This is a genomic window from Sporosarcina sp. P25 (genome assembly GCF_002743235.1).
GTDB classification, from domain to species: Bacteria; Bacillota; Bacilli; order Bacillales_A; family Planococcaceae; genus Sporosarcina; species Sporosarcina ureae_B.
Window position 1 is genome coordinate 87,115 of record NZ_PDYV01000011.1, and the last position, 25,371, is coordinate 112,485.

Sequence of the window (25,371 nt, forward strand, 5' to 3'; positions counted from 1 at the left end):
TTCGTCTTTTTTGTATTGATCAACCCGTGTTATTTCTGTATTTGCACGTCCGGAGACGCGTTGTCAGCCTTTGAGTTTCTCTGTCTTTTTTGTTCAAAGAATACATCAAGTGCTTCTTTAGCTATTTCACTTGCCGTGGCGGATGGATAGCGTTTCGTATTCGTTGAAATATATGGGATGATTACTGAATACGCAACTTCAGGTTTATCTGCAGGTGCATATCCTACATGAGACAAGTTGATCGTCGGAATAACAGGGTTGGATTTATTACCTGTATAATAAAACGACTCGGCAGTACCTGTCTTTCCAGCTCCTGTATATGGTGCACCTGCTAGTAATCCAGAAGCAGTGCCGTTCGCACCATAGTAAACATAATGCATACCTTTCTTCACTTGATCGATTTCCAATTGTGAGTTTTTCAAGCGATTCAACACTTTCACAGGTGTTTCCTCCACCAATTCACCAAGTACTTCCCCATCTGGAGAAGGTTCACGGATTTCTTTCAAAATTTTTGGTGCTATTCGATTACCGTCCGCTGCAATGGTTGCAACATATTGAGCCATTTGCAGAGGAGTATACGTATCAAACTGACCAATTGAAAAGTCGAGGAGTTTTCCGGGAATCGTTTCCGTACCCGTAACACCAGTATATTCGCCTGGTAAATCGATGCCTGTTTTGACACCTAATCCGAACGCCGCAAAGTTCTCTCGGAATGTATCAAAGGCTTTCTTGTCAATTGGTAATCCTTGGCCCGGTCGGTATGTTGCGTTTCCTAATCCCATTGCAATTCGGAACATATACACGTTGGAAGAACGACCGATAGCAGCAATATCGTTTAATGCCACCCGACCATTTGGATTAAACAATGATCGTTTGTATCTGCCGCCAATATTGATCGGTTGGTCAATCTTAACTTCACCGATTTTTGCGGCTCCTTCATTATAACCTGTAAGCATTGTCGCTAATTTGACTGTGGAGCCGACTTCATACGCTGAAGTAAACGTACCGAATGTGTAATCCTGTATTGCCCATCGTCCCGTCGTTTCGTCCTTTGCTACTTTCTTACCGACAAGCGATAGAATTTCTCCGTTATTCGGATCCAGCATAACCAGGAACGCTGATTCCAACGCGCCTGAATTCGGGCCTTGTTTTAAACGCAATAATTTATTGGACACGACATCTTCGAGCGCCTTCTGCAAATCGGTATCTGTAGTTAAGACCAGATCTTTACCTGGCTGTCCTTCTTTCACCGTTTTCGTTTCAACGACTTTTCCTGTACGGTCTTTGACGTTTTTCACAATCGTCTTCTGACCTTTCAGTAAGTCTTCATAATACGATTCCAAATAACTTCTTCCTACACGATCATTACGCGAATAATCTCTTGCCAGGAAGTAGTCTAAGTGGGAACGCGGAATCCCTTCTACCGGACTTGTAGTAGAACCGAGAATCGCACTATCAGATTTTTTGACACGATCCCAATCTGTAGTCGTATTGACACCCGGTAGTTGATCCAATCTTTCAGATACAACAGCTAGTTCTTTATCGGTCACACCATCGCTTTTGATGATTTGTGGTGAGTAGGCATAACCTGCCATCATTTCTCTATAAATTGCGAGTACTTCCAAATCTTCCGCCGATAATGTAGCTAGCTCTTCGTCCGTGATCCGGTCGCGCGTCAGTTGGTTAATTTCTCGTTGAATATCTTTCTGAGATTTATTTTCATCTTTACTGAGTTCGGTTTGTTCTTTCTTGGGTACTTTATCAGCTGCTTTAACAGGATTCAATAAAATCCAGAAATCTCGTTTATCGCCCATCGTGACACGTTGTGTATCCTGTTCGATCAACTTCGCAATTTTCCTAGCAAGCGCAAGCATTTCTTTCGTCGTCGTGGAGGAAGTTTTCGTATACGTGATGGCATTTTTCGCTTCATTGTCTACGAGCACTTTCCCTGTACGGTCGAAAATCCTTCCCCGCGGTGTGCTCGTGTTGACTGCAATTTCCTCCGTTCGTTCAAGACTGCGTGCATAATCTTCCCCTTTGACGATTTGCATATAACCTAAACGGAATATGAGTAAGGAAAAAAGGACAAAAATCGCTACAAATAAAAAATTCATTCGAAATGCAATATGTTGACGTTGACCCGTTTTTGGCGGCTCCGTCTTTTTTGGGTTTCTCTTCAACAGGAATCTCCTTTCTCAGGAAGTTTATGTATAAGAATTATAGCATGAAAATAATAAAGAACACACATCTAGACGAACTAGATGTGTGTCAGGTTTCAATTACTTATTGTCTTGGTAACGCTTTTCAACTTCATCCCAGTTTACTACGTTCCAGAATGCTGAAATGTAGTCAGGACGACGGTTTTGGTAGTTTAAGTAGTATGCATGCTCCCAAACATCCAAACCTAGCAATGGTGTTTTACCATCCATGTAAGGTGAGTCTTGGTTAGGAGTTGATGTTACTTCAATTTCACCGTTGTTTACAACAAGCCAAGCCCAACCTGAACCGAAGCGCGTTGTTGCAGCTTTAGCAAACTCTTCTTTGAAAGCGTCAAAGCTACCGAACTTCTTGTCGATTGCTTGTGCAACTTCTCCAGTTGGGTTGCCGCCACCGTTTGGTGAAAGGATTGTCCAGAACAATGAGTGGTTAGAGTGCCCACCACCGTTATTGCGGACCGCTGTGCGCTTGTCCTCTGGAACTTTGTCCAAGTTTGCAACTAATTCGTCAACAGGCATGTTAAGAAGTTCTTCGTGACCTTCTAGTGCGTTGTTCACGTTCGTTACGTACGTGTTGTGGTGTTTCGTGTGATGGATGTTCATCGTTTCTTTGTCGATGTGTGGCTCCAACGCATCATATGCGTATGGTAGTTCTGGTAATGTATAAGCCATTTTCCATTCCTCCTCTAAATTATCTCTGTTTTGCCCTACCACTTCACATTATCAAAATATGAGTCAGCATTCAAAGAAAATGGACTGTTAACGGAGAAAAAATAGGAATATGACAATCATGACCAACATAATGGTACCTTTTACAACAACTGATGTCAGAAAACCAACAACAGAGCCGATTCCGGTGCGGAAAGCTTGTTTGATCCCAGATCGAGTAAAAATTAGTTCTGCAAGGATTGCACCAAGGAAAGGTCCGGCTAGAATACCCACGACCGGAATGACGAATGGACCAATAAGCAGTCCAATCGTACTTCCCCACATTCCTGCCTTGCTGCCACCGAAACGTTTGACACCGACGAGATTTGCGATCGTATCCGCTCCAAATAATAATAAAACGAATAATACTTGGATTACCCAAAACAACCACGTTAACTCTTCAAATGAAACAAATGCACCGTAAAGCAGGAAGCCTACTAATAAAAACACAACGGATGGAATGATTGGATAGATCAATCCGACAAACGCGATCACAAACATGAGAATGGCCAATGTCCAACCTATCCATAACATAGTTGTCACTCCTTTAATTGATTATGCGTGCTTGCCTAAAATTGCTTCTGCAATATTCACTGCATGATCACCAATTCGCTCGAGGTTTGAAACGATATCGACGAATACCATACCAGCTTGTGCACTACAATGTCCTTCATTCAAACGGACGATATGATTTTTGCGGAATCTACGTTCCATATTATCGATTAAATCTTCTTTTTCTGAAACGATACGCGCTAGATCTGTATCATTTTGGTCTAACGATTCAATAGCTTTTTGTACAGTTTCGATTGTCAATGTGAACATTTCTGTTAAATCTTCCAACGCATCGTCTGTAAGCTTCAGTTTATTCGTTTCACGTAAATCTATCAGCTCGATAATGTTTTCGAAATGGTCGCCAATTCGCTCGATATCCCGAACAGAATCCATCAATAACACATGACGGCCGGATTCAGCTGGTGAAACGATTACTACTGATACTTCAACTAAATAGTCTGTAATTTTGCGGTCGAGATTATTGATGGCATCTTCAATCTGATACGCCGTTTCAGCATGTTTTTTCTGGCCTGTCTTCAAATACTCGAATGATTCCTGAAGACCACGGACACTGAAATCACCCATGCGGATAATTTCTTCTTTAGCTTGTCCTATCGCAACGGCTGGGGATTGCGTGATGAAACGACGATCCAAGTGTTTCGGTTTATATTCGATCGTCACATCTTCGCCCGGTATCATCTTCGTGACTAGATAAGCCCAAGCGCCGATGAATGGAAATTGTATAACTGTGTTAGCGATATTAAACGAACCGTGCGCAAATGCGATTTGCATTTTGCTTTCAAGGTTCAAGGCACTCGCCATCCATTCGACATATGCCGTAAATGGTACGAGCAGGATCATAAAGATGATGGTTCCAACAACATTAAATAGTACGTGTACAGCTGCCGCTCGTCTTGCTGCAACAGATGCACCAAGTGCCGCAAGTACCGCAGTGATAGTCGTACCGATGTTATCACCGAAAAGAATAGGCAATGCGGCTTTCATTGTTACCAGATCTTCAGCAAAGAGACCTTGCAAGATTCCGACAGTCGCACTGGAACTTTGTACGATCAGTGTGAAAATTGTTCCTGCTATGACACCAAGCAGTGAATGTTCACTCATTGCGAGAGTGAAATCGGCAAATGCTTCTAATGAACGTAATGGCTTCATACCGTCACTCATTAATTCAAGACCTAAGAACAATCCTCCGAAGCCGAAGATGACTTCTCCTAGGTTCTTGATTTTAGCTTTACGGACGAAGAAAATCAGGAAGGCACCGAATGCCATGATCGGTAATGCATATGCGCCTACATCTAGACCAATAATAAATGCAGTCACTGTCGTACCGATATTGGCGCCCATGATGACGCCAATCGCCTGACGAAGTGTCATGAATCCAGCACTTACTAGACCGACTGTAATAACAGTTGTTCCAGAACTAGATTGGATTAACACGGTTACGATAATACCAACTAGAACACCCATAAATGGATTAGTGGTAAAACGGTCTAAGATTTCACGAAGTCTGTCCCCTGCAGCCTTTTGCAATCCGTCTCCCATATACTTAATTGCAAATAGGAAAATTCCTAATCCCCCAAGAAATTGGAACACTACTTCCTGCCAGTTCACTTCCATTGAATTGTCAACCTCCATTAAACTTTTTATGTATGATTTTTAACAGCCCTTCACTACTTAAATTCGTTGTGAAGTTTCAACCTATTATGAGAGTTATATACGTCAATTGTAAAGTATCCTAATGCAATCTTTACATCACCTTAACAATGTAGCAATAAAATGTCATAAGAATGTCGAAATTTCTGCAAAGCAGTATGTTTTAAATAAATGGTAGACTGTATGGAGAAAGGGAGGCCGGCTTAGTGAAATTCCATCAACTTTTTAAAGCTTCTTTACATGAACCGAAAAAACTTGCGGCGTTTCGTATGTTATCAATCGGTAAAGTCATTCAATACATATTTGTGTTTATCTTTCTTTACACCTGTGTATCGTTTTTTCAATTTGTAATAGGTGATCATACACTGTTCCAGTCATCTCCTGAATTAGCGGAAATTGGCGAAACGATCGGCTTTTTGATCTATCCAATTGCGTTTGTGTTGCAATTGGTCATTATTACGTCGTATTTATTTATTCGCATCAGTATTTTTGCTATCATAGGGGTATTGCTATTGAAACTATTGCGTCGCCGTGGCGAATTCCGTTTTATGTGGCGAACAGCAGCGATTGCTGCCACATTACCTATCTTGCTGACGATGGTATTTGAATTTGTTCCAGCCATGCAATCGTCTAGTTTGTGGATCGCATCTTTAGTCCATTTACTCTACGTATGGAGGGCAGCAGTCTATTATCCAAAACAACCACGATGAATAGACTTCCTCTTGTCTGCATAGTGTAGTGCAGGAGGGATGCATGATGAGAATTTTACTGATCGCACTTGCTGTATTCTGCACAGTTCATTTTGTTCGAATGGATTTAACGGAAGGGACAATCCCTCTTGCAGCCTTTTTTGAAGATGAATCGTCCTGTATAGAGGAAACTCCAAATCATTCAATTGTCATTCGAGTGGTTGAAGGTGATACAATAGAATCGTTATTCGCATTATATCCAGATTCAACACAAAACTTTCTTGAGAGGTTGGAGCAATTTTATTCCATGAACCCTCATCTCGAACGCCAACAATTTCTAGCTGGCGAACAAATTAAGTTGCCTATCGGTGAACAAGTAGAATCGGTTTGCGAAGAAAGCGAAAAAGGATAATTTTATATTCCATCGAATTTCGATGGTATTTACTCATTTGAAGGAGAGAGACATAATGACTGAAATGATTCATCGTTCCAATACCCGTCCCGTAAAAGTCGGTAATTTGACTATAGGGGGAAGCAATGAGTTGTTTATGCAAAGCATGACGACGACAAAAACACATGATGTCGAAGCAACAGTTGCAGAAATTAAACGTTTGGAGGATGCAGGCTGCCAAATCGTACGTGTAGCATGTCCCGATGAGCGTGCAGCGTATTCGATTGGTGAAATCAAAAAGCAGATCAATATTCCGCTAGTGGTGGATATTCACTTTGACTATAAATTAGCATTGATTGCAATTGAACAAGGTGCAGATAAAATCCGTATCAATCCAGGCAATATCGGCCGTAAGGAAAAAGTAGAAGCTGTTGTCAACGCCGCAAAGGCGAAAGGCATTCCAATTCGTATTGGTGTCAACGCAGGTTCATTAGAGAAAAAAATTCTTGAAAAGTACGGCTACCCTACAGCAGAAGGCATGGTCGAAAGTGCATTGCATCATATCAAAATCCTTGAAGACTTGGATTTCCACGATATTATCGTGTCACTTAAAGCATCTGACGTGAACTTAGCGATCGAAGCGTACAAGCTTGCAGCAGCAGCATTCGATTATCCATTGCACTTAGGCATTACAGAATCCGGTACGTTATTCGCGGGCTCGATTAAGAGTGCAGCAGGACTCGGTTCCCTTCTATCAGCTGGTATTGGTAACACGATGCGTGTATCGTTAAGTGCAGATCCAGTTCAGGAAATCAAAGTAGCGAAAGAGTTGCTGAAAGTATTCGGTTTATCATCTAACTCTGCAACATTAATTTCTTGTCCTACATGTGGCCGAATCGAAATTGACTTAATTTCGATTGCTAATGAAGTGGAAGAGTATATCTCCAACATTAAAGCACCGTTGAAAGTAGCTGTTCTTGGTTGTGCGGTAAACGGCCCAGGCGAAGCACGTGAAGCAGATATCGGTATCGCTGGAGCTCGTGGTGAAGGATTACTCTTCATGCATGGTAAAACAGTGCGAAAAGTTCCCGAAGAGACAATGGTCGAGGAATTAAAAAAAGAAATCGACATTTTGGCTGAAGAATATTTTGAGAAGAAAAGACAAGAAGAAGCACTTGCAGCACAAGGTAGCGTTTCTGAATGAGGAGTATTCGTTTCGGAATCGACATTGACGGAACGGTAACTACCCCGACAGCTCTTCTGCCCCATATCAACAAACATTTCGGCTCTAGTCTAACACTTGATGATATTAAAGAATATGACTTGACGAAGGCGTTTGATGTGGACCCTATTCAGTTTGGGCAATGGTACAAGGAAACGGAGGAATTGATCTATCAGACCTCCCCTGCTCAAGAGTTTGCAAAAGAAGTATTAACGAATTGGCAGAAGCAGTTCGAGTTGTATTATATTTCAGCACGTGGCCAGAATGTACTCGAATCTACAACGAACTGGTTCCACGAGCAACAAATACCTTACGACCACGTAGAGTTGATCGGCACGCATTATAAAATTGAGGCCGCTAAGCAATTTAACGTAGATGTATTTTTCGAGGACAAGCATGACAATGCGGTAGGAATCCACGAAGAGTTGGATATTCCCGTGTTCTTGTTTGATACACCTTATAACCAGGACCCGATTCCAGAAGGTGTCATACGTGTAGCGAATTGGAAACAGGCTGATGAGTATGTTAGGCAGTTGTTTCATGCGACGGAAATGATAAAGAATAAGTGATTGGTGAAGCATCGCATATTGCGGTGCTTTTTTACTTTGTGAATTAAAGGACGGGGCTAATGAGCGGTTGCGGAGGCTGATAGAGCGCTCACGCATCTCCTTAGAGCGATTAATGATGAAGATAGAGCTGAAACAACATACCATAGAGCAATTAGAGTAGTACTATGAGCACTCAACCAAATTAATGAGCGGCACGCGATTGATATAATATTTCCTTGCATTTGAATATTCCCCACAGCAAAGGCGGTACATCATTTTATTCATGATGTACCGCCCTCTTGATCTATTCAGACTACCCTATTTTACAACTCGGACATCTACCATACACCTCAAACTTATGACCTTCTATCTCATACTCCGACAAATTTACGGTCACACTATCCATCGGACAAATCGGAATTGATTTCGTGCCACCACATGTTGTACAAATAAAGTGATGGTGATGATGATCTGTTGCGCATTGCATCCGATAAAGTCGCTCACCATTCAATTCCGTCTCATCTAAAATTCCGAGCTTTGAGAACATTGCAAGATTCCGGTAGATCGTATCAAAACTAATGCCTGGATTGTCCTGTTCCACCGCCACGCGAACTTCCATAGCAGTTACATAGCGATCTGCTTGATCAAAAAACTGCAATAAGATCTCTCGATTTTTTGTTCGTTTATAATCATATTTCAATAGAATTCTCCATGCTTCATCTATCGACATATCATAACGCCACCTTTCCTGCTTCTCATGACCGTACTTTTTTCCAGAAAAGTACTAACAGTAAAATGAACACCGACGTAACTACAATGGTCCCACCAGGCGCGATATCTAAATAATACGCAGATATCAATCCAATGACTACCGCGATTTCCCCGAACACTATGGAGTACACGAGTGCCCCCTTATAACTTTTAGCTACTTGAATAGCCGCCGCCACAGGCAATGTCATCAACGAAGATACAAGCAAAATCCCGACGATCCGCATTGATGCACCGATGACTAGTGCTGTGATGATCATAAAAGCCGCCTGAATGACGCGTTCATTAATCCCAGATACCCGCGCATACTCAGGATCAAATGCCAATGAAAATAACTCTTTATATAAGAAATATATAAATGCGATCACAATAATAGCAATTAACATTACAATGTATAGATCTTGCCGACTCACAGCTGATACGGATCCAAATAAATAACCAACTAAATCTGTACCAAATCCTTTAGCAAGTGATATGAATATTGCTCCAAATCCAATTCCGGCAGATAAAATAATCGGAATCGCCAGTTCTTCAAAGCTTTTATACACTCTGCGCAATCGCTCGATCAATAACGAGCCGACTACCGCTGCGGCCATTCCTAAATATACGGGATTAAGCGCTGCAAAGAATAATACTTGCTGACTTAAATAGAGACTGCCTGCAATCCCTGCAAGCGCTACGTGACTAAGCGCATCTGAAATCATCGCCATACGGCGCACTACGATAAACAATCCGAGCATCGGAGCAATTAAGCCGATAATCAGCCCAGATAATACAGCATTTTGTAAAAACTCATAAGTGAAAATAGCTTCAATCATTTAACCGGCTCCGTTTCTTTTTGATGGAGCCGACGAATAGGATGACCGTACCAGCCGGACAATTCCGTGTCACTCATTTTTTCATAATCTGCATGGACGCCATGGAAATGGATGGAACGATTCAAGCACGCAATATGTGTTGCAAGCTTCGTCACGACATCAATTTCATGTGTCACGAGTAAAATCGCTATTCCGTACTCACGATTCAATTCGCTAAGCATAGAATAGAAGGATTCAACGTTTTGTCTGTCAATTCCGACTGTCGGCTCATCCATGATTAGCAAATCGGGATGGCTCACGAGAGCTCTCGCAATAAAGACACGCTGTTGCTGACCTCCAGACAAATCTCCTATACTCTCATCTTTACGGTCTGCCATTTTCACAACATGTAACGCGTCAATCGCCCGCTGTTCATCCTCTTTATCAAATCGCTTAAAGAGTCCTTTTTTACTCGTCAACCCGCTTTTCACGACTTCCAATACAGTAGCTGGGAACTTCGTCGTAAATGCATTGGACTTTTGAGAAACGTAGCCGATTCTTTGCTGTCGGTTAAAAGAGTCAATCGGCCCGCCAAATAGTTCAATCGTGCCTTGTGACGGTTTTAACAACCCTAATATGATCTTTAATAATGTGGATTTACCTGAACCATTTGGACCAATTAAAGCCCAAAACTCCCCTTGTTTCACTTCTAGACTAACATCAGAAAGCGCAACGGAATGGTTAAATTTATGCGTTATATGCTCTAGTTTAATAATGGAATTTGTCATATACATATCCCTTCCTTTAATTCGGAATCATTCCGATTACTTTATGAATTATATAGTAAGACGTGGAGGGATACAACCAATTGAAAGGAATTGATGAAGATGGATTTACTTCAGTTAATTCAGGAAATTAAACAATTGCCTGATCAGGAAGCTGTACGTTACGCGGCAAGTTATGGTGTAGAGTTATCTACTAAAGAAGTGAGGCAGTTACGTCCTTTACTGGATGAAGTTTCATTCACTTGGCTATTTACAGGGATCCCGTCCGCATTTATCGAAAAAATCACTATGATCATTGGATATGAGAAAACCATGCTGTATTTGGAGCACTATAAATTACAATAGAAAAAGCGTTGCGGCTGCGCAACGCTTAGATTTTTCAGTTATGCAATTCTTCCAATCGAGCAGGAGTAAATTGATGGTTTTTTAACATTTCAATTTCCACCGCATACGGTGCTTTTTTATTCGCTTTATCCGTCCCGATGAATGGCGTTTCCAAAATTTTTGGAATGTCTTTAAACACCGGATGATGAACGATATAAGCCAACGGTTCGAAACCGATATGTCCCATGCCGATATTTTCGTGGCGGTCTTTTCCAGCGCCACAAATGTTCTTACTGTCGTTCACATGAATGACCGAAATTCGGTCTAATCCGATTATGCTGTTAAATTGCTCCAAGACGCCTGAGAAGTCATTAACAATATCATAGCCTGCATCATGGACGTGGCATGTATCAAAACAAACGGATAGTCGTTCGTTATACTTCACGCCGTCGATGATCTTGGCAATTTCGTCAAAACTTCTCCCACACTCTGTTCCTTTACCGGCCATCGTTTCAAGTGCGATGCGAACATTTGCGTCTTCAGATAACACTTCATTCAAGCCCTCAATAATTTTTTCGATACCTGTTTCTGTTCCTGCACCCACATGCGCTCCTGGATGAAGGACTATTTGGTTGGCACCAAGCGCTTCAGTGCGTTGGATTTCCTGTTGCAAAAAGTCTACACCTAGGCGGAACGTTTCAGGCTTGGTGGTATTCGCAAGATTGATAATATACGGTGCATGGATGACGAGATTAGATTGACCGTTTGCCTCCATACTCTGTGTACCACTTTCGATATTCAATTCTTCAATTGGTTTACGTCGTGTGTTCTGAGGTGCTCCCGTATAGATCATGAATGTATTGGCTCCATAACTAAGAGCCTCTTCACTTGAGCCAAGCAGCATCTTTTTACCACTCATGGATACGTGAGAACCTAGAAGGATATCATTTTGTGTCATGATTTCTTCTTTATTCTCCTTTGTCTCTTTTTAAAGTTTTCTTTTTGTTCTGCCATCTTCTTTTTATAGCCTGGCTTCACTTTATCTGGTTTGCGAATATAAGAATCTGCTTTTTTATCAATTTCATCTACTTCACGTACACGTTTCTTACGCGCTTGACGCTCTTTCACTTCAATCCATTCGCCATTTTTGACATCTTCGTGAACGAAAGGAATACCGAGCTTTTCAATTTGATTAATTGCATCTTCATCAGACGGTTCATACAATGTAATCGCATGCCCTTGCATGCCTGCACGTGCTGTACGTCCTACGCGGTGAACGAAAAATTCCAGATCATCTGGTAACTCGAAGTTAATGACGTGACTGACACCAGGAATATCGATCCCTCTTGCTGCCAAATCAGTCGCCACGATGTATTGGTATTCTAGATCGCGCACTTGCTTCATAACACGTGTACGTTCACGAGGCGTTAAATCACCATGGATTTTACCAGGCTTATGCCCATGCTCCGCTAAATAAGTAGCGAGACGATCAGCGTTTTGCTTAGTGTTCGTGAAGATAATTGCAAGATACGGCTGAAGAGCATCCATCACGTGTAGTAATTTCTTATTTTTATCCATACTTCTGACAGGAACTAATGAATAATGCATATTCTCCGTCAATGGTTTCTTATCATCCATCCGCACGTGAACAGGTGAGTTCATATACTTCGCCAAGAATGGCTTTAGTTTTTCAGGAATCGTTGCAGAAAATACATACATGCTGATCTTCTCCGGCATTCTGGAAGCAAACTTATCAATGTCTTCAATGAAGCCCATATCAAACGCAAGATCCGCCTCATCAATGACAAGCTGAGTAGCCGTGTGGATCGGTAATGCGCCGGTTTCCGACATATCTTGGATACGTCCTGGTGTACCGACGATGATGTGCGGTGTGCTCTTCAATCGTTCAGCAGAGCGTTTTTTATCTGTACCGCCAATCAAGATTGCACTTTTAATATCCGTTCCTTCGATTAACTTTTTCAATTCATCATGAAGCTGAACTGCTAATTCACGTGTAGGTGCTGTAATAACCGTCTGCAGTTCGTCGCGCTCCGGTTTGAGTTTTTCAACAAGTGGAATTAGAAAACTATGGGATTTTCCTGTTCCTGTATGGGCTTGTCCGATTGCACTTGTATTTTTCATGATCAATGGAATCATTTCTTTTTGAATCGGTGTTGGTTCTTCAAACCCTAATTTTTGAATGGCTCCCCTCAAAAATGGTTTGAATTGGTAATCAGTAAATTTAGACATATCGTTCCTCCTCTAGATAATTCTTATTGTACCATGATTCGGTGCCATCAGTGGTTTTTTTCGCATAGGATATAGGGGAAACTAAAAAATTAGAAAGGAGTTCGTGATGAGATATCAATCATTTTATCCGTTCAGCAATCAGCCACCTCAGCCTAGGATGACACCTGACACTCCGCCTATTCAACACAGAGCGCCCATGCCCTTTCCCCAAGGCATGCAAGGTAATCCCAGAGGTCCCCGAGAAATGCGCGGCGGTGCTCCTCAACAGCAAGCAGGCATGCAAGAAACCGGTCCTTCACGGGCTGATCAATACATGCAAACCGCCAATCGGTTTTTTAATACCGCCCAACAATTTGCACCATTAGTTCAGCAGTTTGCACCACTTGTCCAAAACTTACCTGCTATGTGGAGATTATATAAAGGGGTACAATCTATGCCGGACGCGCCGTCAGTCTCTTCTGCTCCACGTCCAAGTGGCCCGCAAACACCTAGTCCTACATCTTCCCAAGCCACTAATCAGCCATCTATACCGCGAATTTTCCAACCTCCCTTCTGAACTCTTTGAATCGTTCACGAATCTCCGCTATAATGAAAGAGAAGTTAGTAGAGGAGTGGAGTGGAATAAATGAAAGTACTCAAGATATCACCAAGAGGTTATTGTTATGGTGTAGTTGATGCGATGGTCATTGCGAGGAATGCTGCGCTAGATCCTACCCTGCCGAGACCCATTTATATATTAGGCATGATCGTTCACAACAAACACGTTACAGATGCGTTTGAAGAAGATGGGATCATTACGTTGGATGGTGAAAACCGTCTGGAAATTTTACGTAAAGTAGATAAGGGAACGGTTATCTATACGGCACATGGTGTTTCACCTGAAGTTCGCCAATTAGCGAAAGAAAAAGGGCTGGTCGCAATCGATGCCACATGTCCTGACGTTTCCGTTACACACGACTTAATTGAAGAAAAAGTAGCTGAAGGCTATGACATTCTTTATATCGGCAAGAAGCACCACCCGGAACCTGAAGGCGCGATCGGTGTAGCCCCCGATTCTGTTCATTTAATTGAACGTCTTGAAGACATTGATAATCTAGAGATTACCAATGACAAACTATTGGTTACGAATCAAACAACGATGAGTCAATGGGATGTTGCACATCTTATGGAAGAGTTGGAACGTAAATTCCCTCATATCGAAGTTCATCAAGAAATTTGCCTGGCTACACAAGTTCGCCAAGAAGCTGTAGCAGAACAAGCCGGTGAGGCAGAATTGCTAATTGTTGTTGGGGATCCAAAAAGTAATAACTCCAACCGTTTAACGCAAGTATCTGTAGAAATCGCAAACACACCTTCCTACCGGGTCTCAGACGTCTCAGAAATCGATCCAGCATGGTTAATGGACATTGAGACAGTAGCGGTCACAGCAGGTGCTTCTACACCTACAATAATCGTTAGAGAAGTTATAGCGTTCCTAAACGAATTTGATCAAAAAGATCCTACAACACATCATCCGGAAAGAAAGTTTAAGCTTGAGAAAATCTTGCCGAAAGTCAAAAACCCGACTCCTGTGATCCGGATCGAACCATAAGTATAGGAAAAACCGTCGAGTACGCTCGACGGTTTTGTTTACGATAGGAATTGAAAAGGTTCTGTAATGACTTTGGATTCAATAAATTCAACAGGTAATTTATTTTCTTTACAAAGATTTGTCATTTTATTCGCAACACCAGCAATCATAATTTTTTCGATATTATGACCAGGATCTACAATGGCGAGATCGAGTGCCTGCGCGTCTTGCGCGACGTGATAATACATATCCCCTGTCACTAATACATCGGCTCCTTTTCTCTTTGCAGCCGTAATATATTTATTTCCGTCACCGCCAAGAACTGCCACTTTATGAATTTTTCTCTCCGGATCACCTACGAAACGTAATGCAGGAACTTCGAAAACGTCTTTTACATGTTGTGCAAATTCCTTCAGCGTCATCTCTTCTGCGATTTGTCCGATACGCCCAATCCCTTGCTCATTCGTTTTTTGCTGCATTTTAACTATATCAAATGCTGGTTCTTCATAAGGATGCGCGACAAACATTGCTTTGATGACTTTAACTTGCTGACTTTCCGCAAAAACGACTTCAATTCGCTCCTCGTCTACGAGCGTCGGCTCGCCTATCTCGCCGATTGTCGGATTCGCTCCAGCTACCGGTGTGAATCGTCCGGTGCCTTGTGAGCTAAAACTGCATGCCCGATAATCACCAATCGCACCCGCTCCTGCAGTTGCCAATTTCTGACGTAATGCATCAGCATCTTCTAACGGACAGAATACCGCTAGTTTCATCAAATGTTCAGAGTTTGTAATGTCGATCGGCTCCGTTTCTTGTATGCCGAGACGTTCCGCTAACATATCATTGACACCACCCGCTGCAATATCAAGATTGGTATGAGCAGCGTAGACTGCAATATCATGCTTGATACATTTCTCAATCATTTTCCCTTGTGGTGTATCAGTCATAATAGATTTAACAGGACGGAACAATGGCGGGTGGTGTGCAATCACTAGAGTTGCCCCATTTTCAATTGCTTCATCAATCACTTGTTCGTTGACGTCAAGCGTAACAAGAACTTTATCTACGGAACGATTCAATTGACCGATGTGCAGTCCGATTGGATCCCCTTCAAATGCAAGTCGCTTCGGTGACCACTTTTCAAATAGTTCAATGATCTGATGTCCATTACTTTTATTCATGTGCTAACACCTTCCCGACTAATTCTATATTTTCTTGTATGTTTGCTCTTTTTTGTTTAATTTCTTCTGTTTGTTCTGCATGATCAAGAGCTTTTATGACCCGTTGCCATTCTAGCATTTCCCGCTCCCACTTCGCTCGAAACACAGAAGATAGTTTACGTCGTAAAACTGGACCAACGAGTAAATCCGTTTTCGAATAATCAGCCGTCCCTTTTTCTAACACTAGGACTTCATAAATTTTACTATCTTCTTGCAAAATCTCTTCGTCTATGATGCAAAAACCATTCGCTACGGCCCACTCTCGAATCGCGATCGCGTGCAAATTGGGTTGTACGATGATTCGCTGTACATACTTCAGACGATCCTTACCTGCTTCTAGGATGGATGTTATCAATGTACCACCCATTCCTGCGATCGTTACGGTTTCGACGTTATCTGCATCTTCTATCGCTTGTAAACCGTTTGCTAGGCGCACTTCAATACGGTCCGCAAAACCATGAAGATCTACATTGCGTGTCGCTGCTTCAAAGGGACCTTTCACTACTTCTCCTGCAATGGCCTTACGTATCTTGCCTTTGTTCATTAAATAGCATGGTAGATAGGCATGATCACTACCAATATCCGCAAGCACAGTATGATTCGGAACAAAACTGGCCACCATCGCCAGACGTTCCGATAATTGATTGGTATTCATCTTTCCCCGCCTTTCATTCTTATCTATTGTATAATCGCCACTCATTTCATGCAATGCAAAAGAGCCAGTAAACCGAGAGTTACTCCGGTTTACTGGCTCTTTAAATTAAGTAGACAATCAGTCTAATGATAAAATGTAATCAACCATTTCATCTATGTTCTCATCAGGAACTAGTCCAGCTGGCATTGCAGTTCCAGCAACACCGTTTTTGATTGCATCATGTGCTACTTTTGCGTCAAGTGAGCTATTTAAAGCTGGCCCCATTCCGCCAGTCAAGCCGTCACCGTGACAACTAATACACTTCTGCTGAGCAACTGCTTCTGCATCAAATTCGCCAGTGTTTGCACTTTCTTCTTCAGTTCCTTGCTCAGTGCCTTCTTCGTTAGCTCCAGCAATTTCCTCTTTTTGATCTAGACCATAAAGCGACATGAAGAAAATCAGTCCAATTCCGAGTGCGAAAATTAGAAAAAATGGTACAACAGGATTTTTATTCATTGGATTACCCTCCTTCACCAGAATCTATTCTGTAAAAGATACAGTATACACTTAACATTGTACTGTATCTATAAGAAAACTGAAAGCGTTATTGAGTGACTTTTCGTCTTTTGTGACAGAATCGCCATAATTCGAGGTTAGCAACCTAGTTGTCTAGCGATGACCATCCGCTGTACTTCTGAAGTACCTTCTCCAATTTCAAGAAGCTTGGCATCTCGTAAATAACGTTCGACTTCATATTCACGCATATAGCCATAGCCTCCATGGATCTGGATTGCTTCATTGGCAACTTCCATCGCAATTTCTGAAGCATATAATTTACACATCGAGGCTTCTTTTGTAAACTTTCTGCCTTGGTCTTTCAACCATGCCGCTTTATAAACCATAGTTCGTGCAAGTTCAATCTTCATCGCCATATCAGCGAGTTTAAATTGTGTAATTTGGAAAGAAGATAACGTCTTCCCAAATTGTTTACGTTCTTTTGAATACTTCAAAGCTCGCTCGTAAGCTGCCTGTGCAATACCTACTGCCATAGCACCGATACCGATACGCCCCCCGTCAAGCGTTACAAGGAATTGCTGGAACCCTTTACCACTCTCGCCAAGTAGATTCTCTTCCGGAACTACTACATCTTCAAGCAATAATTCTGTTGTATTGGAAGCATGCAAGCCCATCTTTTCATAGTTATCCATAATTTTGAAGCCTTTTGAATCGGTCGGTACGACGATTGCGCTAATCTCTTTCTTACCGTCTGCACGCCCCGTCACAGCAGTCAATGCTAGATGTTTAGCGTAGCTTGCATTGGTAATATAGACCTTTGTGCCGTTGATCGTATACTGACCGTCAGAAAGCACAGCAGACGTCTCTGTTCCGCCAGCGTCAGATCCAGCATTTGGCTCTGTCAAACCGAAAGCACCCAAAGATTCGCCGGCACAGATTGGCGTTAAGTACTTCTGTTTTTGCTTTTCCGTTCCAAATAAGTTTAGAGGTGCACCGCCTAGTGAAATATGAGCAGAATACGTAATGCCCGTTGAGGCACATGCACGGCTTAATTCTTCCGTAACAATTGCAAATGTGATCGTGTCTGCTCCACCTCCACCATATTTCTCGGGAAATGGTAAGCCCATCATGCCCATTTCTGAGAGCTTTTTAAAAATCTCCACTGGGAACTTTCCTGAGCGATCACGATCTACTGCACCTGGCGCTACTTCCTCATTCGCAAAATCTCTCATTAGTTTTTTCACCATATGCTGTTCTTGAGTTAAATCAAAGTTCATCCTGATCATCCTCTCTGCACTTATACGATTCTATTTCCAATGAATTTGTAAGCCCTTACATGACAGTATATAGAAACCGGACGGAATGTAGCAACACATTCCGTCCGGTTATATAGATAATATTAAAAATGCGACTACTGTCAATAGACCTAGTGAGCCTGAAATAGTGAAGTATAGTAACTTTAATACTCTTCCAGTAAATAACCACAAACCGCAATTCAACACGAGGAGTCCGATTAATACTGTCGTGTCTCCATCGAAAAATGTAGTCCAAATCTTCAATGACATCATCAATAAAAGAAAAGCCATCGATATGTAGAGAAATGGTGCAAAACCTTTCTTAATGAACGTTTTTCCTGACACGAACGTTAGGAAAATTATAGCCAATCCAGTCGCAATAATCAATGTAGCGATTGGATATTCCGTTAGTACAAACATAGCCACTGATGCTATACCTGCAAGCAATAAGCTAATAAGCAAAATCATAAATTGTTTGGCTCGTAACTTTCTGCGTTCACTTTGAAGTGTGGAAGATTCTTTCTCTGCCACTTCATCGGGATCTTCCCCTTGCGCATACAAAGTAATTAGAAAATCGCAATAATGTTCGGGAAGAAGTTTATTGGCTTTCCAATATCGGATTTCAGAAATGATGATCTGTTTCTTATCTATAGCCATCCTTTCTCCTCCAATAGTATCAATCTTCTTTTTTAAAATAAAGAATAAAAAGCATCGGCTATTTCCAGCCGATGCACCTATTATTCTAAGAAGTCTTTGAGTCGTTTGCTGCGTGATGGGTGGCGTAACTTTCTAAGTGCTTTTGCTTCGATCTGACGAATACGCTCACGCGTAACACCAAATACTTTGCCCACTTCTTCAAGCGTACGTGTGCGGCCATCATCTAGACCAAAACGTAAACGTAATACATTTTCTTCACGATCTGTTAACGTATCTAAAACATCTTCAAGTTGTTCCTTTAACAATTCATAAGCTGCATGGTCTGAAGGAGACTGCGCTTCTGAGTCTTCAATGAAATCGCCAAGATGGGAGTCGTCTTCTTCACCAATTGGTGTTTCCAATGATACCGGCTCTTGGGCAATCTTCAAGATTTCACGAACTTTTTCTGGAGTCAAGTCCATTTCTTCACCGATTTCTTCAGGTGAAGGCTCTCGTCCTAAATCTTGAAGCAATTGACGCTGAACACGAATCAATTTATTGATCGTTTCCACCATATGCACAGGAATTCGGATGGTACGTGCCTGATCCGCAATTGCGCGTGTGATTGCCTGACGGATCCACCAAGTTGCGTACGTACTGAATTTAAAGCCTTTCGTATGGTCAAATTTCTCAACAGCTTTAATCAGGCCCATATTTCCTTCTTGAATCAAATCTAGGAATAGCATACCGCGACCGACATAGCGTTTTGCGATACTGACAACTAAACGCAAGTTCGCTTCAGCCAATTTCTTTTTGGCATTCTCACCACGAATAATAGTTGTCTCTAATTTAGGTGTCATTTTTCCTGTTTCCTCAAGCTCAGCTTCAGCAGCTAAACCATCAATAATCCGAATCGCCAATTCTACTTCTTCTTTACCTGTCAATAAATCCACCCGTCCAATTTCCTTTAAATACATACGGACTGGATCGTTGATTCTGACGCCAGGTGGTACACTTAAATCATTTAAGTCGAATTGTTCTTCTTTTTCAGCCTTGGGATCAACTTCTTCTTTTCTATCCATTTCGATTTCTTGCGCTTCAATCTGATCTAAAAACTCTTCAAATTGTTCTGGTTCCATTTCAAAGGATGCCAGTTTCTCTGTTACATCCTCTAGTGTTAGTTCACCTGTTTTTTTACCTGCTTCAATAATAGCTGCTTTTGCTTCTTCAAGAGTCAATTCTACTTCTCCCGTTTGTTCTTCTTTTGTCATAGTGACTATACCTCCTTACAGAACCTTTAACGATCTCACAAGCTGGATTACTTCCGAGGCCAACTCCATTGCTTTCAGTAGGTCGTTCCTTTTTTCTGCTTCTTTTGATTCATGTCGTTTTTGATCAATTAGACGTTTGATTTGATTTTTTTTCAAATGACGGATACAGTCATTCACTTCTTGTGTAATATGCTCCTGTGAACGTTCAGTTAAGATGGCTTCCATGACTACTTTCTTTAGTTGCCGGTCTTCCAACGTTTCTGCAAATCGCTGATAGTTTGGCAAATCATATTGTTCATAAAACGCTGCTAACTTAAAGAATATTTTGATGATATCATCTCGCACAAATAAATCTTGAAGTTCCAGTCGTTTTTCCTCGAATAGATCTGCGTCCATCAGCAGATGCGCAAGAAGTAATTGTTCCGCACGATCTGTTTCCGCACGATTCACCGGGGCTCTCGTAACTTGTACAGTTCTGTCTTCATCAGGACTTGTATCTCGCGATTGTTTCGCTTTCTTAGCAATCGACTTGGTGAATTCTTGACCAAGTGACTCTTTTGAAGCATGTGTTTCATTGTGGAGTTGCTGGATCAATAAATCCTTCTCGATAGGAGAACAACGGTGAGCCAGTTCGTCAAATACTTCGTGTACATATTGCTTGATATCATGATCAACGGATAAATTCTTATCTCTTCTATAGTAGGCCGCTACGAAAGAAATATAAGATAACGCTTGATCAAGCACCTTTTCTGAAAATACTTCTGAACCATGCTGACTGATATAATCATCAGGATCCATTTTATCAGGTAAGGTGGCAATCAGTACATCCATTCCGCTATCCATTAATTGGTCAGCAAATCGTTTGGCAGCCCCCCAGCCAGCTGAGTCACCATCGCAGCAAATGACGATCTTTTTTGCCATTCGCTTCAATTTCACGATATGATGCGCGGACAATGCAGTACCCATAACAGCCACTGTATTTCCTATTCCGCCACGATCTGCTGCAATCGTATCCATGAAACCTTCGAATAATACTACTTTACCCGTTTTTCGAACATTAAGACGTGCACGGTGAAAATTAAACAAAACCTTACTCTTTTCAAAGACGGGAGTTTCTGGACTATTGATATATTTAGCGTCAGAAGAAGAATCCTCCAACCTTCTGCCGGAGAATGCGATTGTTGCACCATTATCATCCTGAATCGGAAACATGATCCTTCCTCTGAAACGGTCAAAATAACCTGAGCCATCTTCTTTATGGAAACAAAGCCCTGCCGTTTCCATTTCCTTCATATCAAAACCTTGTCTCTTTAGCAGTGCCGATAAGGCATCTGATTGAATGGGAGACCATCCTATTTCATACTGTTCTATCTCGTCACGCGTAAATCCTCTTTTTTCTAGATATTCTAATGCTTTTTCGCCTTCTATGGTGTTTAAGAGCAGATGGCTATAAAAATTAGCAGCCAGTGTGTAGGCTTTCAGCATTTTTTGATTAGACGAGGAATTTGACGCTTGGTTGTCTGTTTGGGAACTTTCCAATTCTAATCCCATTCGGCTGCCTAGTTTGACGATGGAGTCGATGAATGACCGGTTTTCCATGTCCATCATGAACGTGATGGCATTTCCGCTTGCGCCGCAACCAAAACAATGGAAAAGCTGCTTGTCTTCGGAAACAGAGAAAGACGGACTGCCTTCTTCATGGAACGGGCAAAGTCCAAACCAGTTTTTACCTCTTTTTGCTAATTGGACATATTCGCTGATCAAATCGACGATGTCGGTTCCTGAACGGATTTCCTCAATTGTATCATCAGATATTCTTGTCATTCTATCACCATTTCCACTCTATATACATAAATTCTAGACGCTTCACAAAAATCCTTCTTTATCGACATTTTTTGCTATAAATATTTTTAGTATCTGCATTTATGTCACATTTATGACATGTTAGTCGAGTGGAGACACACAGAAAAAAGAAGACCCAACTAATTCTTTCAGTTGGCCTTCCTTGCTAAAAATGCTTTAAGAATCGTATTGGCTGTCTCTTCTACCGCGCGATTCGTCACATCGATGACTTCACAACCGACACGTGTAGTAATTTCATTGAAATAGTCAATCTCTTGTTGAATACGTGCTATTTTCGCATAGTTTGCATCATCTTTCAAGCCTAATGTCTTCAAGCGAGATTTCCGAATCGAATTCAATTGCTCAACGGAAATACATAGGCCAAAGCACTTTGCAGGATCAATAGAAAAAAGTTCTGACGGCGGGTCCACTTCTGGCAGAAGCGGTACGTTGGCCACTTTAAAACCTTTATTCGCAAGATATTGAGATAACGGCGTTTTGGATGTACGCGAAACACCGATTAGGACCATATCCGCTTCCAATATGCCACGTGTATCTCTTCCGTCATCATAGCGAACTGCAAACTCGATGGCTTCAATCTTCTTAAAATAATCATCATCCAACTTCCTGACAAGACCGGGCTCTTCAAATGGTTCTTGTTTCAACTGGTCTCCCATCTTCTCAATCAATGGACCGAGCAAGTCTACGAAAGGTACTTTCAATTCTTCACAAAGTAGATGTAGCTGCTCTCTCATCTGGCTTTTGACTAAGGTAAAGACAATCAATGCTTGCTGTTGCTTTGCTAAGAATACAATCTCTTCCAATTGTGAATTCTCTTCTATATACGAAAATCTTTTTATTGAAACCGTCTCCAAATCGTGTCGAAATTGACTCGCAGCCGCTTTCGTCACAAGACCTGCAGTTTCCCCGACAGAATCGGAGACAATAAATAATGTGAATTTTGTCATGCAGTCACTCCTCATACATCTTGATCTTCCACTAATGAAAGAAAAGCGGCAGTAATATTTGTTTTCGTCACCCGTCCCATTACTTCTAGTCCTTTTTCACGCTCTTGAACTATAGGCAATGAATCGATTTGACTGTCCATCATTTTTTTGGCAACGGAAATGAGTGTGTCTTCTTTTTTGCAATATGTGACATTCGGCATTCTTGTCATAATGACATGCACGGGTATCTTTTCTAATTCTGTTCTTCCGATGCTCGTTCTCAGTAAATCCTTTCGTGACACAACGCCTGTCAATAACGACTGTTGGTCCACCACGAATAGCGTACCTACATCTTCTAAAAACAGCTGGCAAATCGCGTCATAGACAGATAGATTTTCAGTGATGACGACTGGCCTCGATTGGTAATTGGCTACAATCATATCCACCATGCCATCTGCAACGGATTTGATAGGTTTCTTGCCAGAATAGAAATAACCTACACGCGGTCGTGCATCCAAAAATCCAGCCATCGTCAAGATTGCCAAATCCGGCCGGATCGTAGCGCGCGCCAAATGTAAACGCTCAGCAATTTGCTCCCCTGTAATCGGACCGTTTCCTTTGACGATGTCGAGGATTTCATTCTGACGTGTATTTAATTCCAAACATGTCACCGCCTTCAGACTTCAAAGTTGTATTTACTGTCTAATTATATATCAACACGCTCGCTATTGCGAAGAAAGGAGAAGCATGCTAAACTAATTTTGAATCAAGTAAACGAAGAACGGTCAATAAGTAGTGTATATTTTGAGCGAACAGGGATAGTGAAAGCCTGTACCTACACGAAAACGGCAGCCGGGAGTTGAAACATTCATTATGAAAGTGGGTTGAAAAACCAATCGGGGTGGAACCGCGGGTTATCATGCACTCGTCCCCGGACATGATCTATGTCCGGAGACGTGTGCTTATTTTAATTGGAGGCGTTTAGAATGTTATCTATGGAACAAGTAGTCAATCTTTCAAAACAACGGGGGTTCGTATTCCCAGGGTCTGATATTTATGGTGGTTTGGCAAACACTTGGGATTACGGTCCTCTAGGTGTCGAACTAAAAAACAATATCAAACGCGCTTGGTGGCAGAAATTCATCCAGGAATCACCTTATAACGTAGGTCTTGATTCCGCAATCCTGATGAACCCGAAAGTTTGGGAAGCATCCGGTCATATCGGAAACTTCAATGATCCGATGATCGACTGTAAAAAATGTAATACCCGTCACCGTGCAGACAAATTAATCGAAGAAGCATTGGATGCAAAGGGAATTGAAATGGTCGTCGATGGCCTACCGTTTGATAAAATGTTCGATTTGATTCAAGAACACGAAATCAAATGTCCTACATGTGGTGCGTTGGATTATACGGAAATCCGTCAATTCAACTTAATGTTCAAAACAAGCCAAGGCGTAACAGATTCCTCTGCGAACGAAATTTTCCTACGTCCTGAAACGGCACAAGGAATCTTCGTGAACTTCAAGAATGTTCAACGCTCTATGAGAAAGAAAGTACCTTTTGGTATCGCACAAGTAGGAAAAAGTTTCCGTAACGAAATCACACCGGGTAACTTCACATTCCGTACTCGTGAATTCGAACAAATGGAACTTGAATTCTTCTGTAAACCAGGCGAAGATGAGCAATGGTATAAGTACTGGATTGACCAGTCTGAAGGATTATTATTGAAACTTGGTTTGAAGAAAGATAATATTCGTCTTCGCGAACACAATGAAGATGAGCTATCCCACTATTCTAAAGGAACTGTGGATATCGAATACAAATTCCCATTTGGTTGGGGAGAGCTATGGGGGATCGCTAACCGTACGGACTTCGATTTGAACCGTCATATGGAATATTCAGGCGAAGACTTCCATTACCAAGATCCAATTACGAATGAAAAATACGTACCTTACTGTATCGAACCTTCCGTTGGTGCGGACCGCGTAACGTTGGCTTTCTTATGTGACGCATTCGATACGGAAGAACTTGAAGACGGCGATACACGTACTGTTCTTCGTTTCCACCCAGCATTAGCGCCAATCAAAGCAGCAGTCCTTCCATTATCCAAAAAGCTTGCGGATGATGCACAACAAGTATATGCGGAGCTTTCAAAGCATTTCCCAGTACAATATGATGATTCTCAATCCATCGGACGTCGTTACCGTCGTCAAGATGAAATCGGAACTCCATTCTGTATTACATTTGACTTTGATTCGTTGGAAGACAAACAAGTGACTGTTCGTCACCGTGATTCCATGGAGCAAGAACGTATGCCTATTGAAGACGTTACAGCATATATTCAAAAACACCTACAATTTTAATTATAAAAAAGCCCAGAAGAAGTAAAATGTACCCTATAAGATAGACACTTTGAAAAAAGTCTATCCTATAGGGTACTTTTGTTTATAATGAATAAAAAGATGTGGGAGCGGATGAATGTGACTGAACGATTGTTTACCTTAAAAGAACAAGCA

The 25,371-nt window shown here is 41.7% G+C and carries 26 protein-coding genes; 8 read left to right on the plus strand and 18 right to left on the minus strand.

What is annotated here, in order from left to right:
* Nucleotides 1-29: 29 nt before the first annotated feature.
* The 4 genes from CSV70_RS11010 to CSV70_RS11025 all read right to left on the minus strand — a co-directional run bounded on the left by CSV70_RS11010 (nt 30) and on the right by CSV70_RS11025 (nt 5,111).
* On the minus strand, nt 30-2,180 hold the full coding sequence (locus CSV70_RS11010) for a peptidoglycan D,D-transpeptidase FtsI family protein (protein ID WP_085130393.1): 2,151 nt from the start codon (nt 2,178-2,180) through the stop codon (nt 30-32).
* A gap of 99 nt (nt 2,181-2,279) precedes the next feature.
* Nucleotides 2,280-2,888 carry a superoxide dismutase gene (locus CSV70_RS11015; protein ID WP_085130391.1) on the minus strand — a complete coding sequence of 203 codons (609 nt, stop codon included), beginning with the start codon at nt 2,886-2,888 and terminating at the stop codon, nt 2,280-2,282.
* Between the two features lie 87 nt (nt 2,889-2,975).
* Nucleotides 2,976-3,458, minus strand: coding sequence for a DUF456 domain-containing protein (locus tag CSV70_RS11020; protein ID WP_085130389.1), 483 nt, complete (start codon nt 3,456-3,458; stop codon nt 2,976-2,978).
* 21 nt (nt 3,459-3,479) lie between these two features.
* Nucleotides 3,480-5,111: a Na/Pi cotransporter family protein gene (locus CSV70_RS11025; protein WP_099628927.1), complete on the minus strand. Its 1,632-nt coding sequence runs from the start codon at nt 5,109-5,111 to the stop codon at nt 3,480-3,482.
* A 242-nt stretch (nt 5,112-5,353) separates the two neighbouring features.
* On the opposite strand from CSV70_RS11025, the gene CSV70_RS11030 reads away from it, so the two are divergent.
* Genes CSV70_RS11030 through CSV70_RS11045 form a run of 4 tightly spaced genes read left to right on the plus strand, consistent with a single transcriptional unit; the run spans nt 5,354 to nt 8,018 of the window.
* Entirely contained in the window at nt 5,354-5,857 is a 504-nt protein-coding gene (locus CSV70_RS11030; RefSeq protein ID WP_099628928.1) for a DUF1189 family protein, read from the plus strand.
* A gap of 46 nt (nt 5,858-5,903) precedes the next feature.
* Entirely contained in the window at nt 5,904-6,248 is a 345-nt protein-coding gene (locus tag CSV70_RS11035; RefSeq protein ID WP_085130383.1) for a hypothetical protein, read from the plus strand.
* A 55-nt stretch (nt 6,249-6,303) separates the two neighbouring features.
* Nucleotides 6,304-7,431 carry a flavodoxin-dependent (E)-4-hydroxy-3-methylbut-2-enyl-diphosphate synthase gene (ispG, locus tag CSV70_RS11040; RefSeq protein ID WP_085130381.1) on the plus strand — a complete coding sequence of 376 codons (1,128 nt, stop codon included), beginning with the start codon at nt 6,304-6,306 and terminating at the stop codon, nt 7,429-7,431.
* The gene (locus CSV70_RS11045; RefSeq protein WP_099628929.1) at nt 7,428-8,018 is read left to right on the plus strand and encodes a hypothetical protein; all 591 of its coding nucleotides are present in this window, start codon (nt 7,428-7,430) and stop codon (nt 8,016-8,018) included. The genes ispG and CSV70_RS11045 overlap by 4 nt, the downstream gene beginning before the upstream one ends.
* Nucleotides 8,019-8,310: 292 nt before the next feature.
* Here the strand turns inward: CSV70_RS11045 and CSV70_RS11050 are convergent, their stop codons facing one another.
* Genes CSV70_RS11050 through CSV70_RS11060 form a run of 3 tightly spaced genes read right to left on the minus strand, consistent with a single transcriptional unit; the run spans nt 8,311 to nt 10,350 of the window.
* Complete coding sequence (locus CSV70_RS11050) at nt 8,311-8,727, minus strand: Fur family transcriptional regulator (RefSeq protein ID WP_085130377.1); 417 nt, start codon at nt 8,725-8,727, stop codon at nt 8,311-8,313.
* A gap of 25 nt (nt 8,728-8,752) precedes the next feature.
* Nucleotides 8,753-9,583 (minus strand): metal ABC transporter permease, encoded by an 831-nt coding sequence (locus CSV70_RS11055; RefSeq protein WP_085130375.1) that lies wholly within the window; start codon nt 9,581-9,583, stop codon nt 8,753-8,755.
* Nucleotides 9,580-10,350 (minus strand): metal ABC transporter ATP-binding protein, encoded by a 771-nt coding sequence (locus CSV70_RS11060; RefSeq protein WP_099661038.1) that lies wholly within the window; start codon nt 10,348-10,350, stop codon nt 9,580-9,582. The genes CSV70_RS11055 and CSV70_RS11060 overlap by 4 nt, the downstream gene beginning before the upstream one ends.
* Nucleotides 10,351-10,449: 99 nt before the next feature.
* On the opposite strand from CSV70_RS11060, the gene CSV70_RS11065 reads away from it, so the two are divergent.
* Nucleotides 10,450-10,692: a hypothetical protein gene (locus CSV70_RS11065; RefSeq protein WP_099626522.1), complete on the plus strand. Its 243-nt coding sequence runs from the start codon at nt 10,450-10,452 to the stop codon at nt 10,690-10,692.
* A 34-nt stretch (nt 10,693-10,726) separates the two neighbouring features.
* On the opposite strand, the gene CSV70_RS11070 is transcribed toward CSV70_RS11065, so the two are convergent.
* The gene (locus CSV70_RS11070) at nt 10,727-11,629 is read right to left on the minus strand and encodes a deoxyribonuclease IV (RefSeq protein ID WP_143560419.1); all 903 of its coding nucleotides are present in this window, start codon (nt 11,627-11,629) and stop codon (nt 10,727-10,729) included.
* Nucleotides 11,626-12,921, minus strand: coding sequence for a DEAD/DEAH box helicase (locus tag CSV70_RS11075; protein WP_099628930.1), 1,296 nt, complete (start codon nt 12,919-12,921; stop codon nt 11,626-11,628). Before CSV70_RS11075 ends, CSV70_RS11070 begins: the two co-directional genes overlap by 4 nt.
* 106 nt (nt 12,922-13,027) lie before the next feature.
* Between CSV70_RS11075 and vrrA the strand changes: the two genes are divergently transcribed.
* Together vrrA and CSV70_RS11085 are read left to right on the plus strand one after the other, a co-directional pair.
* Nucleotides 13,028-13,477, plus strand: a complete 450-nt coding sequence (vrrA, locus tag CSV70_RS11080) for a VrrA/YqfQ family protein (protein ID WP_085130367.1) — start codon at nt 13,028-13,030, stop codon at nt 13,475-13,477.
* A 69-nt stretch (nt 13,478-13,546) separates the two neighbouring features.
* Nucleotides 13,547-14,512: a 4-hydroxy-3-methylbut-2-enyl diphosphate reductase gene (locus CSV70_RS11085; RefSeq protein WP_099628931.1), complete on the plus strand. Its 966-nt coding sequence runs from the start codon at nt 13,547-13,549 to the stop codon at nt 14,510-14,512.
* Nucleotides 14,513-14,550: 38 nt separating this feature from the next.
* Here the strand turns inward: CSV70_RS11085 and CSV70_RS11090 are convergent, their stop codons facing one another.
* The 9 genes from CSV70_RS11090 to ccpN all read right to left on the minus strand — a co-directional run bounded on the left by CSV70_RS11090 (nt 14,551) and on the right by ccpN (nt 23,523).
* Entirely contained in the window at nt 14,551-15,672 is a 1,122-nt protein-coding gene (locus CSV70_RS11090) for a Nif3-like dinuclear metal center hexameric protein (RefSeq protein WP_099628932.1), read from the minus strand.
* Nucleotides 15,665-16,366: a tRNA (adenine(22)-N(1))-methyltransferase gene (locus CSV70_RS11095; RefSeq protein ID WP_099628933.1), complete on the minus strand. Its 702-nt coding sequence runs from the start codon at nt 16,364-16,366 to the stop codon at nt 15,665-15,667. The genes CSV70_RS11090 and CSV70_RS11095 overlap by 8 nt, the downstream gene beginning before the upstream one ends.
* Before the next feature lie 117 nt (nt 16,367-16,483).
* Nucleotides 16,484-16,861: a c-type cytochrome gene (locus CSV70_RS11100; protein WP_198166039.1), complete on the minus strand. Its 378-nt coding sequence runs from the start codon at nt 16,859-16,861 to the stop codon at nt 16,484-16,486.
* A gap of 137 nt (nt 16,862-16,998) precedes the next feature.
* Nucleotides 16,999-18,138 (minus strand): acyl-CoA dehydrogenase family protein, encoded by a 1,140-nt coding sequence (locus CSV70_RS11105; RefSeq protein WP_099628934.1) that lies wholly within the window; start codon nt 18,136-18,138, stop codon nt 16,999-17,001.
* A gap of 108 nt (nt 18,139-18,246) precedes the next feature.
* Nucleotides 18,247-18,813: a hypothetical protein gene (locus CSV70_RS11110; protein WP_099626517.1), complete on the minus strand. Its 567-nt coding sequence runs from the start codon at nt 18,811-18,813 to the stop codon at nt 18,247-18,249.
* Between the two features lie 80 nt (nt 18,814-18,893).
* Nucleotides 18,894-20,063 (minus strand): RNA polymerase sigma factor RpoD, encoded by a 1,170-nt coding sequence (gene rpoD, locus CSV70_RS11115; RefSeq protein ID WP_099626516.1) that lies wholly within the window; start codon nt 20,061-20,063, stop codon nt 18,894-18,896.
* A gap of 15 nt (nt 20,064-20,078) precedes the next feature.
* A complete protein-coding gene (gene dnaG, locus CSV70_RS11120; RefSeq protein ID WP_099628935.1) occupies nt 20,079-21,887 on the minus strand; it encodes a DNA primase in 1,809 nt (602 codons plus the stop codon).
* A gap of 167 nt (nt 21,888-22,054) precedes the next feature.
* On the minus strand, nt 22,055-22,873 hold the full coding sequence (locus tag CSV70_RS11125; protein ID WP_085133506.1) for a pyruvate, water dikinase regulatory protein: 819 nt from the start codon (nt 22,871-22,873) through the stop codon (nt 22,055-22,057).
* Nucleotides 22,874-22,884: 11 nt separating this feature from the next.
* The gene (ccpN, locus tag CSV70_RS11130; RefSeq protein WP_085133505.1) at nt 22,885-23,523 is read right to left on the minus strand and encodes a transcriptional regulator CcpN; all 639 of its coding nucleotides are present in this window, start codon (nt 23,521-23,523) and stop codon (nt 22,885-22,887) included.
* A gap of 315 nt (nt 23,524-23,838) precedes the next feature.
* On the opposite strand from ccpN, the gene CSV70_RS11135 reads away from it, so the two are divergent.
* Nucleotides 23,839-25,218, plus strand: coding sequence for a glycine--tRNA ligase (locus CSV70_RS11135; RefSeq protein ID WP_099626513.1), 1,380 nt, complete (start codon nt 23,839-23,841; stop codon nt 25,216-25,218).
* Nucleotides 25,219-25,371 lie beyond the last annotated feature (153 nt).